The following is a 12727-nucleotide window of genomic DNA, read 5'->3' on the forward strand; positions in this document are numbered from 1 at the left end:
CGATGTTGGCCAGCACGTTCAGCCGACCGCGGTGCGGCATGCCGATGACGACCTCGTCGAGGCCGTGTTCGGCGGCCTGGTCGAGCACCGCGTCCATCATCGGGATGACGCTCTCGGCGCCCTCCAACGAGAAGCGCTTCTGGCCAACGTACTTCGTCTGCAGGAACGTCTCGAAGGCCTCGGCCGCGTTCAGCTTGGAGAGGATGTACTTCTGCTCGGCGACCGTGGGCTTGTCGTGCTTGACCTCGACGCGTTCCTGAATCCACTTCTGCTGCTCGGGTTCCAGGATGTGGGTGTACTCGACGCCGACGTGGCGGCAGTAGGCGTCACGCAGCACCGACAGCACGTCGCGCAACTTCTTGTAGTCGGCGCCCGCGAACCCGTCGACCTTGAACACCCGGTCCAGGTCCCACAGTGTCAGCCCGTGGGTGAGCACGTCGAGGTCGGGGTGGCTGCGGAAACGGCCCTTGTCCAGTCGCAGCGGGTCGATGTCGGCCATCAGGTGGCCACGATTGCGGTATGCCGCAATCAATTCGATGATGCGCGCGTTCTTGTCGAAGATCGAGTCGGGGTTGTCGGTGCGCCACCGCACCGGCTCGTAGGGGATGCCCAGTTCGCGGAAGATCTCGTCGAAGAAGTCGTCGGACAGCAGGAACCCGTGGATGGTGCGCAGGAAGTCGCCGGACTCCGCGCCCTGGATGATGCGGTGGTCGTAGGTCGACGTCAGCGTGATCAGCTTGCCGAGGCCCATGTCGGCGATGCGTTCCTCGCTGGCGCCCTGGAACTCCGCCGGGTACTCCATTGCGCCCGCGCCGATGATGGCGCCCTGACCGCTCATGAGGCGAGGCACCGAGTGCACGGTGCCGATGGTGCCGGGGTTGGTCAGCGAGATCGTCACTCCCGCGAAGTCTTCGGCGGTGAGCTTGCCGTCGCGCGCCCGGCGGACGATGTCCTCGTAGGCCGCGATGAACTGCCCGAAACGCATGGTCTCGCAACGCTTGATGGCCGCGACGACGAGCTGACGCTTGCCGTCCTTACCCTGCAGGTCGATCGCCAGCCCGAGGCTGGTGTGGGCTGGTGTGACGACGTTCGGCTTGCCGTCGATCTCGGCGAAGTGCCGGTTCAGGTTGGGGAACTCCTTGACCGCCTGGACGATCGCGTAGCCCAGAAGGTGGGTGAAGCTGATCTTGCCGCCGCGGGTGCGCTTGAGGTGGTTGTTGATGACGACGCGGTTGTCGATCATCAGCTTGGCCGGAATGGCTCGCACGCTCGTCGCCGTGGGTACGCCCAGGGACGCATTCATGTTCTTCACGACGGCAGCAGCGGCCCCGCGGAGTACCGCGACCTCGTCGCCTTCCGAAGACGGTGCCGCGGCCTTCGGCTTGGCGTCCGCGGCCTTGGCCGGCTCCGCCTTGGCCGGCTCGGGCTTGGTGTCCTCTGCTACCGCAGGCTTGCCGGCCGCCGGCGCCGCGGCGGCATGGCCGTTGATGCTCGACGCCGCCTTCGTCTCGTTGGTCGGCTCGGGGGAGTAGTCGACGAGGAACTCGTGCCAACTCGGATCGACCGAGGAGGGATCTTCGCGAAACTTGCGATACATTTCCTCGACAAGCCACTCGTTCTGTCCGAATGGTGAAGGTGAACTGCTCACGGCAGCTACTCGCCTCGATTCCTTCTAACCCCGCGGGCGCGCCGTCTGCCGCTCGCTCGTTGCCGCATAAAGGCTAGCGCTTCCGGCGCACCGCGTACCGGCCAACGCCACTTGTCACGTCAGTCCGACGTCGATGGCGGCCGATCTCATTGTCAGGGTCTCTCCTCGCGAGAGGCGCCTGGGCTCCTGGGCGCCCGTCCTGCTAGTCCGGCGCCCGCAGTGCGCGTGTGCCCGGCGCGGGCAATACGTGCAGCGTCGCGGGCCACCGCGGAGGCGGTGTTCCGAATGCGCCGTGGGCGTTCGCGATGATCTTCTTGGCCATCGCCCGGTTGCCCACGCCGCCGATCACCGCACCGATGCCGACGGGGAGCATCTTCCCGAAGGCGATCGCCCCACGCTTCAGCGCGTACTTCTTGACGAAGAACTTGAGCAGTCGCCCGTTCAACTGCGACACCGCGGGCAACGGGAGCGACGCCGCGCCGTCGGAAAGCCAGGCGCCGCCGGTCCGACCCGAACCGATGAGGTCTGCGACGGCACGCTTGCCGTCGTCTCCGACCAGCACCGCGAGCACCAACGCGCGGCGACGCTCCCGGTGTTCGGCGGGAATGCCGTAGACCTCGGCGACGGCCAGAACGAAGACCGCCGTCGCCTCGAGGAACACGACGGTTTCACCGGCGACGGCAGACATGGCCACCAGCGTGCCGATGCCAGGGAAGGCCGCAGCGGAGCCGACGGCCGCGCCGCTGGCCATCACGGCGGCAAGGTAGTGCCTTTCCAACTTCTCGACGATGTCGGCAGGCGTCGCGTCCGGGCTGTGCTCGCGAAGCCGCTCTACGTAGGCCTTGACGGCGGGGGCCTGCACGCGGGCGCCACGTTCGATGATCTGGGACAGCGCGCGCGCCGCAACGCTCGGGTCGTCGGCAGACTCCTTGCCGGTGGCGGGCAGTTGGCTCTTGGCGCTGGAACGAGCGCTCATTGTTCGGCCTCCAGGTGCGGACGGGCGAGATCAGGGTATCCCTGACATACCCGCCTTGATGCCTGCTCAACGAACCACGGTCCCTGCGCGTGCCCGCCGGTGAGATCGGTCACCGTTCGCCCTGGGAAGAAAAAATTGGTAATCATTGCTAAACAAAGTCATGGCAGCATCTGGACACGTGGACCTCAAGAGTGCTGCACCGGCCCGGTCACTGTCGGCTGACGGCACGCCGGTGCCGAGTCAGACCCGGATGATCGTGGTGCTGGGCCTGCTCGTCGCCTTGGGCCCGCTGACCATCGACATGTACCTGCCTTCACTGCCGCGGATCGCCGAGGACTACTCGGTGTCGTCGTCGGTGGTGCAGCTGACCCTCACCGGGACCCTGGCGGGCCTGGCCATCGGTCAGTTGGTGATCGGTCCGCTCTCCGATTCGCTCGGTCGTCGCCGCCCGCTGATGGCGGGCATCGTGCTGCACATGCTGGCCTCGCTGCTGTGCCTGTTCGCGCCGAGCATCGTGGTGCTTGGCATCGCGCGGGGACTGCAGGGCGTCGGCGCGGCCGCCGCGATGGTGGTCGCGATCGCGATCGTCGGCGACCTGTTCACGGACAACACGGCCGCCACCGTCATGTCGAGGCTGATGCTGGTGCTCGGCGTGGCTCCGGTGGTGGCGCCGTCACTCGGTGCGGCCGTGCTGCTGCGCTTCTCGTGGCACTGGGTGTTCGCCGTCCTGGTCGTGCTGGCCGGGCTGCTTCTTCTCCTCGCGGTGCTGGCCCTGCCCGAGACGCTGCCGGTTTCGCATCGACGGCCACTGAAGGTGCGCGGCATCCTGGCCACCTACGGCGGGCTCCTGCGGGACAAGCGTTTCGTCATCCTCGTCCTGGTCGCCGCGTTGGGCATGTCGGGACTGTTCGCCTACGTCGCAGGCGCGTCGTTCGTGCTGCAGGGCCGCCACGGTCTCGACCAGCAGACCTTCGCACTGGTCTTCGGAGCGGGCGCGGTCGCGCTCATTGCGGCGACGCAGTTCAACGTGGTGCTCCTGCGCCGCTTCACGCCGGGGACGATCACGGTGTGGGCGCTGGCCGCATCCGCCGCTTCGGGCGTGGCGTTCGTCGGGTTGGCGGCGGCGGGGGTCGGCGGACTGGCCGCCTTCGTGCTGCCCGTATGGGCCATCCTGGCGGCGATGGGCTTCGTCATCCCCAACGCACCTGCGGTGGCGCTGTCCCGTCACCCCGATGCCGCAGGAACTGCGGCGGCGATGCTTGGCGCCGGGCAGTTCGGTCTCGGGGCGGCCGTGGCTCCGCTGGTCGGTGTCCTCGGCAACGACGAGTTGGCGCTCGCGGTGGTCATGACTGCGGGCGCGGTGATCGCGTTGGTGGCACTGCTTGCGGTGGGCGTCTCCAGCTCGGACGACGGCGAGGTTGACGCACTGGCCGGCGTGGTCCCCGACGCCGCGTGAACTGCACCGTTTGCCGGTGACCCCACGGGGTAGCCGACTTGTCGGGACACCGACGAATCCGTAGCGTCGGCGCAATAGCTTCGCAACGCATGGTCGAATAAATGCTGCAGACGATGACCCCCTCTCCGGTGCCCTGCGCCGCCATGGCACGGACCGCGATGCTGCGCGCCGGGGCGAGCGAAGCGACGGGAAGATGCGCCGGGGCGAGCGAAGCGACGGGAAGATGCGGCGGGGCGAGCGAAGCGACGGGAAGATGCGCCCTTGGCGAGGCATCGCGATGACGTCGGCGCTGCCAATACTGCGGCCTCGGACCGACAATCCGTGGAACGCACTGTGGGCCCTGCTCGTCGGCTTCTTCATGATCCTTCTCGACGCCACGATCGTCTCGGTCGCGAACCCGTCGATCATGGATGCGCTCGACGCGGACTACGACGCGGTCATCTGGGTGACCAGCGCGTACCTGTTGGCCTACGCGGTGCCACTGCTGCTGGCGGGCAGGCTGGGCGACCGGTTCGGGCCGCGGAACCTGTACCTGGCCGGGCTGGCGGTGTTCACCGCGGCGTCGCTGTGGTGTGGACTCGCGGGCAGCATTGAGGTCCTCGTCGCCGCCCGTGTCGTCCAGGGGATCGGCGCGGCGCTTCTGACACCCCAGACGCTGTCCACGATCACGCGGATCTTCCCGCCCGCGCGGCGCGGTGTCGCGTTGAGCGTGTGGGGTGCCACGGCGGGTGTCGCCACCCTGGTCGGCCCGCTGGCGGGCGGCGTCCTGGTCGACGGACTGGGTTGGCAGTGGATCTTCATCGTCAACGTGCCCATCGGCGTCCTCGGTCTGGTGTTGGCCCTCGTCTTCGTCCCGTCGCTGCCGACCGAGAAGCACGGCTTCGACGCGATCGGCGTCGTGCTGTCCGGCGTCGGCATGTTCCTGGTGGTCTTTGGGCTGCAGGAGGGCCAGTCGCACGACTGGGCGCCCTGGATCTGGGCCATGGTGCTGGCCGGCGTCGCCGCGATGGCGGCCTTCGTCTACTGGCAGGCGGTCAACCCCCACGAACCGCTGATACCGCTGAAGATCTTCCGCGACAACGACTTCAGCATGTCCAGCTTCGGAATCGCCGTGATCAGCTTCACCGTGACCGCGATGATCCTGCCGGTGATGTTCTATGCGCAGGCGGTGTGCGGGCTGTCCCCGACCCGGGCGGCATTGCTGACGGCGCCGATGGCGATCGCGACGGGCGTCTTGGCGCCGTTCGTGGGCAAGCTCGTCGACCGGGCGCACCCGCGACCCATCGTCGGGTTCGGTTTCTCCGCCCTGGCGATCGCCCTCACCTGGCTGTCGATCGAGATGACGCCGACGACGCCGATCTGGCGGCTGGTGCTGCCGTTCCTGCTCATAGGCATCGGGATGGCGTTCATCTGGTCCCCGCTGGCGGCCACCGCGACCCGTAACCTGCCGCCGGAAGAGGCGGGCGCCGGCTCGGGCGTCTACAACGCGACGCGGCAGGTCGGCGGCGTCCTGGGCAGTGCTGGCATGGCGGCGTTCATGACGTCGCAGATCAGCGCCGCGATACCCGCCGCCGAGGACCCGGGGGTCGGCGAGGGTTCGGTGACCCGGCTGCCCGGCTTCCTGCACGAACCGTTCTCGGCCGCGTTGTCCCAGTCGCTGCTGCTGCCCGCGCTCGTCGCGCTGTTCGGCGTGATCGCCGCGCTGTTCCTGCGCGGGTTCGGCGACGGCCAGGCGTCCGCCACCCGGCGCGGGGCGACGACTCGGTTCGTCGACGCACGGCTCGAACCCGACTACTTTCCCGACGACGACGACTACGTCGAATACACCGTCGAGTGGGCTTCCGAAGACGGGGAAGCAGATGGGGAGGCAGAGGGCCAAGCCGAGTGGGACGAACCCCGTCACGCGGTGGAAAGACCGACCGCCGTCGTCCCGCCCGGAGTGATCGCCGCCGACGAGAGCGTCACCGAGCCACTCGCCGTGCACGTCGAACACCCGATGCACGCGCCGGCCGAAACCTGGCATGGCGGGCCGGTTGACACGTGGCACAGCCTGATGGAGGACGACCCCGTGCAACCGCAGGTCGACACCGAGCCGGACACGGAGCCCGAGCTCATCGTGGTCGCCGAACCCCTTCGGGCGCCGCAACCCGTGCCCGGCCGCAACGAAGACGCGCCGTGGCGGAGCATGCTCGATGACCTGCTCGAGAACTCGGCGCGCGTACCCACGTGGGCGCCTGAGCCGATCGGGTTCAACCGCAACGGATTTCACCACGACGCGGAGGACAAGTTCCAGGTTCTGCCGCCCGCGGCGCCGCCTGGCGGCAAACATTCACGCACGGAGGACGACGGGGGCGACGCGGGAACCTACGGCAGGCACTCCATGCCGTTCCATGACTGAGTCATCGAAGAGCACCGCGGGGTTCAGATGCCCGTCCAAGTCGAACGCCGTCTTCAGCGGGCGCACGGGGGCGATGTCCGCGCCGGTGCGCGACATCGTCAGATAGTCGCGCTTGCGGGTCCCCACTCCGTGCTCAGAACTGACGTTGCCGCGGCACTGGGCGATCAGCGCCATCATCGCCGAGTACAACGCCCGCTCGGTCTCGGTGTCTAGCACGCAGCGCGCCAGGTTCAGATGCAGATTGCCTTCGCCGATGTGTCCGAACAGCACGGGGATGGCATCGGGGGCGTGCTCGCCTACCAGCCGAGCTGCCGCCGTGGCGAACTGTGCGATCATCGAAAGTGGCAGTGAGACATCGAATTTCAGTGGCGGACCATAAATCCCCAGCACGTCGGCGACGGCCTCGCGAACCTGCCAGAGGCGCTGCCGGGTGGCGGTGTCGACGCCGACCGCAGGGCCGACGCCCATGTGCTTGGCCGTCAGCGCGCTTGCCCTCGCGTCGATCAGTTCGAGGGCGGCGATGCCGTCGGCGTCACGGAACTCGCGGCCGACATCGATGAGCGCGTCGAGGTCGTCGAACCCCGCGATCGCCGTAATGCGTTGGGTCGGTGTGGGATGCAGCCGCAGATCCAGGCCCGTGATCACGCCGAGCGTCCCTTCGGCGCCGACGAACAGGAGGCCAGGTCGTAGCCGGTGTTGTCGCTGCGCACCTCGCTGTGGCGTCGTAGCGCCGACCCGTCGGGCAGCGCGACGTTCAGGCCGAGGACCTGTTCACCCATGTTGCCGTAGCGCACGGTCCGCAATCCACCTGCATTCGTCGAGGCCATGCCGCCCACTGTCGCCGAGTTCCGTGCGGCGAGGTCGACGCCGAAAACCTGGCGTCGGGTGCGGCGCGCTGCACCGCTGCCAGCGTCGCTCCTGCGCCCGCATGGACGCGGCGTTCGACCGTGTCGACGTCACCTATGGTCGAGAGCCTTTCGGTGGAGAGCAGGACGTCGCTTTGCTCGGGGACGGTGCCCGCCACCAAAGAGGTACGTCCGCCCTGCACCGTCACGCTCGAGCCTGCGTCGCGACACTCCCGCAGGACCGCCGCGACCTCGTCGCGGGAACACGGGCGCACCAGCGCGGCGGCTCGTCCCCGATAGCGTCCGTGTAGTCGACGCAGCGCCCGGCGAGGACGTCGGGATCGGTGCTGACGTACTTGGCGCCGACGATCGCGGCGAGCCGGTCGGTCAGCGTTTCACTGTCAGTGACAGAAACGCACCGAGGTCGATCAATCCCGCCGGCGTCGACGGCAGGTAGTCGGTCAGGAGCGTCGCGCGGACGATGATCGCCGCGTACTTGGCCCGGCTCACGGCGACGTTGAGCCGATTCCGATTAAGCAGGAAGGAGATTCCGCGCGGTACTTCGTCGGCAGAGGATGCGGTCATCGACACGAATACGACGGGAGCCTGCCTGCCTTGGAACTTGTCGACGGTGCCTACCTCGACGCTGGTCAGGCCCACGGCGTCGAGTCGCTGTCGCAGCGTGACCACCTGTGCGTTGTACGGGGTCACGACCAGCACGTGGTCCTGGCCCAGCGGTACCGTGCCGTTCTCGTCGGTCCACGGCGTACCGAGGAGGAGCTGAATCTCGTCGACGATCGCGTCGGCTTCCTCGGGGCTCTCGGTCGAATTGCCGTCGTGGTCGATCTCGAGGACTCGCACTCCTGGCGTGACTCCATCGAGGCGCCGGGCGGTGCTTAATTTCTCGTGCGAGCGGAGGCGACCGTCGTAGGACAGCCGCGACACCGGACCACATACCGCGGGATGCATGCGGTAGGACAGGTCGAGGAAGTACCCCCGTTCCCGTGGCAGAGTGTGATGGCCATCGACCAGCCAGCCGAGAGCCGAGTGGTCGACGGGTTCGGGGTGGGTGCCCTGGGTGACCTGCGGCAGCTGCTGCGGATCACCCAGCAACAGCAGGTTCCTGGCGGCGCTCGCCACCGCGATGGTGTTGGCCAGGCTGTACTGGCCCGCTTCCTCGAGCACCAGCAGGTCGAGGCTGCGCCGGGCGACGCGGCCGTCGTTGGCGAAGTCCCATGCGGTGCCGCCGATCACGCAACCCTCGTGGTCGGCGATGAACGCTGCGTAGTCCTTCTCGTCGACTACTCGCCAAGGTGCGTCGGAGGCCTTCTTCTTGCCCACCCGATAGGGGTCCACGCCGGCGTCGATCACGCACCCGAGGAGATTCTCGACGACGGCGTGCGACTGTGCGACGACGCCGACTCGCCAACCGTGGTCACCGACCAGCCGTGCGATGACCTGAGCGGAGGTGTACGTCTTGCCGGTGCCCGGCGGCCCATGCACCGCGAGGTAGGACGAATCGAGATCCAGGAGGGCGTTGGCGATGTCATCGATGACCATACCGGTGCGGGGGAGGGTGCCACCGCTGACGGTGCGCGGGGGACGGCGCAGCAGGATGTCGGTCACCGCGTCGGCAGGCAGGTTGGGCAATGCGGCGCCGACGAATGCCGCAGTTGCCGCGATCGAGTCCTGCAGCGGCTTGGTGTTGATCGGCGCCCCGGGGGTCAGCGCGAACGGCAACTCGTCGAAGCACCCCCCCTCGTTGGGTTCACGCTCCCGGATGAGAACTTGGGTGGGAGCCGACGGATCGTCGCACTCCAGTGCCGTCGCCGAGCCCCAGACGCGGCGGTCGGGGTCCCCGGCGAGGCCCGTCGGCCCCGGGGGAGCGTAGAGCGCGTAGACGTCGCCGCGTCCGAGATCGCCCGTGGCGAGTTCGCCGGTCAGCATTACTTGCCGCTGCTGCTTGCGAGCCTTCGGTGGCTTGTGCCAGTCGGCGACGACCTCGGCGTGCTCGACGATGAACACCCCGCTTGCGTCGGCCCATTCGTCGACGGGGTTGTTGATGCGGTCGAAGTGAGCCCACCAGAAGGGCTTCTCCTCGCGCTTGTGGTAACCGCGGGCGGCCGCCATCATCGCCACGGCGGTCTGCTCGGCGGTGCGCTCTTCGACACCGTCGCCCGCGAACCGCATCAGCGTGCGTTCGAGCCCGTCGGCGATCTCGACCGCGGTTTGCGCTTCGGCGTCGCGCACGGGTTGCGGGCCGCGGGGTGGCACCTCCGACTCGATGGCCCTGGCCACCAACCAGTCGCGAAGCCGCCGCGTCGACCGGCAGTCGTAGCGGTTGTAGTCCTCGATCTCCTTGAGCACGATCGCTGCCTCGTCGGCGTGCCCGGCGTCACGCAGCGCGCTGTAGCGGGCGTACTGCGTGATGGAGTCGGTGGCCGTGGTCACCTCACCGCCGCGCAGCTCATTGCCCATGTAGAGCGGTTCGAGGTACTTGATGGAGTAACTCTCGGTGCCCACGCGAATACTCTTGCGCACCAACGGATAGAGGTCGACGAGGACGCCGTTGCGCAGCAGGTCGTCGACGTCGTTCTCGCCGACGCCGTAGCGCCCGGCCAGGCGTAGCAGCGTGCTCTTCTCATACGCCGCGTAGTGGTAGACGTGCATGCCCGGATAGCGCTTGAGACGCTTGCGCACCATGGCGAGGAAGTCGATGAGGGCTTGGCGCTCGCTGGCCCGGTCGTGGGCCCAGTACGGGGTGAACTCGCCGGTGACGGTCAGTACGCCCCACAGGTACTCGAGCCCCCACTCTCGCCCGTCGACCGTCCACAGCGGGTCGCCCTCGAAGTCGAAGAACAAGTCACCCCTGTCGGCGTCCGGCAGCGTCATCAGCGGCTGTGCGTCCACCACCTCATACGGCGGCTTGCCGTCGACCCGTTCGGCGATCTGAAGCCGGGCCTGCGCGGAGAGTTTGTTCACCGTGCGCGTGGAGAGTTCGGGTACCGCGTCGGCGTGCTCCGCCAGCGCGTGCATGGTGGTGATGCCTGCGTCGAGCATGCGGGCGCGTTGGCTGACCCGCATCCCCGCCACGAGCAACAGGTCGTCGGTGGCGCGCACCTGGACGGCGCACTCGGGGCAGCGGAAGCACGCGCGGACCGCTTCGTCCTCCCACGTCACGGCCGCACCGCCGGCGAGGTGGTCGTCGAGCAGGCGTTCCAGTGCGGCGCGTCGTGGCAGGTAGACGGGAAGCAGTTCGTCCACCCGGTAGGCCGCGACCGCGCCGTCACCGAGGACCAGTTCGACCTCGTCGGCCACCGGCACGCCACTGCGGGCGAGAGTGTCGGCGTAGGCAGCCAGTTGCAGCAGCGCCTCGACCTTGACCGAGCGGGCGAGCTTGGTGTCGCGCAGGCGGTATCGGTCGCCCTCCAGCACCAGGAAGTCGGCGAAACCGGCGAACCGGCCGTCGAACATCGCCGCCTGGTAGATGACCGAAGAACGGCTCTCGACCGCGCGCATCGTCTGGTCGAACGCGGCGCACAGGCCCGCTGCGCTGTACTTCGGGCGGCCGATGACGGTCACGTCGTCGTCGAACTCGGCGCGCAGGTCGTCGAGCTGGCGGCGTTCGTGATCGTCACCGAGAGTCGAAGTGCGGGCGAGCAGTTCGTCCTCTACCCCGATGTTCGGGCCGCGCCCGAGTTTGGCGTCGAAGGCGCGCAACAGCGCGTACTCGCACCGCGCCGCGGCGGCGAGATCGGAGGCGCTGTAGACGACGCGGTCGTCACCCCCATCAGCTAGGACGAACACGCCCGCAACTGTAGGTCAGCTCTCCGACAGCGAGGCCGCGGGGAGTTCGCGTCCGGATTCCGAAGTAGATGCCGAACCGTCGCGAACCCTAGGCGATATGCGCCTGGGAGATCGGTCTCAGACGGTTCCCCCGGCCGCTTCCCGTCGACGTTGCTCGCGATAGATGACCCTGGTGCGCTCGGTGTGGATGCGCATCAGGGCGCAGGCTCGGCCGCCGTCTCGGCCAGCGAGCGCTTCTATCAACTCGGCGTGCTCCTCCCAGGCGTCTCTCGATCGCACCTGTGCGATGGGCATGTAGTACCACCGCACCCGGTGCTCGACTGAGGCCCTGAGATCGGCGAGGACTTTGTTGCCGGACATGCCGACGATGTAGGTGTGCAACGAGGCGTTGGCGGACAGGAGGACCTCCTGGTCGTCCACGGCGAGCGCTTCTTCGCCGATGCGTTGCAGCTCCCACAGGTGCCGTACCTGCTCGGGCGTTGCCTGCTCGGCGGCCAGCTTGGCGGACTCCGCCTCGAGGATGCTGCGCGCGGCGAGAAGCTGGTCTGCCTCGGACTCGGTGGGGACGTGGACGAACGCGCCGAGTGCGGGCCGCAGGTCCACCCAGCCCTCGGTGTGCATGCGCTGTAGCGCCTCCCGGAGGGGCTGCCTGCTGACTCCCAGCGACGCCGCCAGCTCTTTCTCGACCAGATGCTCACCCGGTTGCAATTTACGAGTGATGATCATCTCGATGAGGGCGTCGAAGACGGCTTCGCGCAGAGGCGCCGGCCGTTCAATGGGAACCCCGACGGGCCTCGCGGAGGCTGGGCGCACACCACCGGAGTCGGTGTGAGTCGTCGACGCGTAAGCCATGACTCGCGCTCCTCGTCACATCGGGGGCGGGCCGGTTTCCCGCAACTCAGCATACAGTCGCCAGGATTCAATAAGCGTCGTTTGGAGCCGTGCCGGGACATCGCGTTCGCGGGTTGCCGCGGGGAGGGTCGAGTTGTTTCCCAATACGAAACGGGCTTGCGGTCCAGCGGGGCCATGCGTTTCGAATCATCCTGTCTGGATCGAAGTTTGGGAGGTTCATCGCCAGCTCGGCACCTTGCACGCGTCGGACCTACGCTCACCGGCCGATGAGACGTGACGCTGGAAGTCGACGTTGGCGCGCCGCCCACCCTCCAGTTCGACTCGCCGGACCTGGTCGGCTTGAGCGCCCCACCGTGGCCACCGCACTGGAAGCCGCTCGAGATGACGATCTACGCACCCGAAAACTCAATGCCACAGCAAAATTGGGCCGCCTCGAACCCGTGGAGGCAATTGGTTGCGATCCGATCTGGTCGCACCCCTGCAGCACGGGACTGTGGCGCGCCTGCCACGAATCCCCGCGCGACCGCCTACCCCGTGTTGCCGATGAGTTCGACCCCGTTGCCGTTCCAGTGGAATCGGACGACGCTCCTGAGTCCACTGGTTGCGTTGAGGTACATCAGCGCGATGGTGTCGCCGGTGGTGGCCGTTTCGTCGATCCCGTTGAAGCCGTAGGTGTCCGGCACGCCGGTCGGGATGACCTTGCCGAGGTGGAACAGCACCGCGCGGGTGTTCGGGTTGTCGGAGT

General features: G+C 67.9%; 7 protein-coding genes and 1 pseudogene. 2 read left to right on the plus strand and 6 right to left on the minus strand.

Annotation, left to right across the window (positions count from 1 at the left end; translation table 11 throughout):
• Both QOI01_RS32495 and QOI01_RS32500 read right to left on the minus strand, forming a co-directional pair.
• A partial coding sequence (locus QOI01_RS32495) for a 2-oxo acid dehydrogenase subunit E2 (RefSeq protein WP_526387754.1) occupies window positions 1-1597 on the minus strand: 1597 nt, incomplete at its 3' end.
• A 253-nt stretch (window positions 1598-1850) separates the two neighbouring features.
• Window positions 1851-2624: a hypothetical protein gene (locus QOI01_RS32500; protein ID WP_526387742.1), complete on the minus strand. Its 774-nt coding sequence runs from the start codon at window positions 2622-2624 to the stop codon at window positions 1851-1853.
• Window positions 2625-2784: 160 nt separating this feature from the next.
• On the opposite strand from QOI01_RS32500, the gene QOI01_RS32505 reads away from it, so the two are divergent.
• Together QOI01_RS32505 and QOI01_RS32510 are read left to right on the plus strand one after the other, a co-directional pair.
• On the plus strand, window positions 2785-4080 hold the full coding sequence (locus QOI01_RS32505) for a multidrug effflux MFS transporter (RefSeq protein ID WP_526387744.1): 1296 nt from the start codon (window positions 2785-2787) through the stop codon (window positions 4078-4080).
• Between the two features lie 277 nt (window positions 4081-4357).
• Window positions 4358-6478, plus strand: a complete 2121-nt coding sequence (locus tag QOI01_RS32510) for an MFS transporter (protein WP_526387746.1) — start codon at window positions 4358-4360, stop codon at window positions 6476-6478.
• Here the strand turns inward: QOI01_RS32510 and QOI01_RS32515 are convergent.
• From QOI01_RS32515 to QOI01_RS32530, 4 genes and pseudogenes are all read right to left on the minus strand, one after another.
• Window positions 6410-7714, minus strand: a pseudogene (locus tag QOI01_RS32515) (FAD-binding oxidoreductase). The gene QOI01_RS32510 and the pseudogene QOI01_RS32515 sit on opposite strands and share 69 nt — an antisense overlap.
• Entirely contained in the window at window positions 7711-11130 is a 3420-nt protein-coding gene (locus tag QOI01_RS32520; RefSeq protein ID WP_526387748.1) for a TM0106 family RecB-like putative nuclease, read from the minus strand. Before QOI01_RS32520 ends, QOI01_RS32515 begins: the two are co-directional and overlap by 4 nt.
• A 117-nt stretch (window positions 11131-11247) precedes the next feature.
• The gene (locus QOI01_RS32525; RefSeq protein ID WP_526387750.1) at window positions 11248-11982 is read right to left on the minus strand and encodes a GntR family transcriptional regulator; all 735 of its coding nucleotides are present in this window, start codon (window positions 11980-11982) and stop codon (window positions 11248-11250) included.
• A 527-nt stretch (window positions 11983-12509) separates the two neighbouring features.
• On the minus strand, window positions 12510-12727 hold a 218-nt coding region (locus QOI01_RS32530), incomplete at its 5' end, for an LppP/LprE family lipoprotein (RefSeq protein ID WP_526387752.1).

Source organism: Mycobacterium sp. (assembly GCF_032162605.1).
Classification (GTDB): domain Bacteria; phylum Actinomycetota; class Actinomycetes; order Mycobacteriales; family Mycobacteriaceae; genus Mycobacterium.

What these genes read in the sequence shown, in the direction of transcription:
- QOI01_RS32500 (WP_526387742.1), bottom strand. Translation starts at nt 2,624, where the DNA reads ATGAGCGCTCGTTCCAGCGCCAAGAGCCAACTGCCCGCCACCGGCAAG.
- QOI01_RS32505 (WP_526387744.1), top strand. Translation starts at nt 2,785, where the DNA reads ATGGCAGCATCTGGACACGTGGACCTCAAGAGTGCTGCACCGGCCCGG.
- QOI01_RS32510 (WP_526387746.1), top strand. Translation starts at nt 4,358, where the DNA reads ATGACGTCGGCGCTGCCAATACTGCGGCCTCGGACCGACAATCCGTGG.
- QOI01_RS32525 (WP_526387750.1), bottom strand. Translation starts at nt 11,982, where the DNA reads ATGGCTTACGCGTCGACGACTCACACCGACTCCGGTGGTGTGCGCCCA.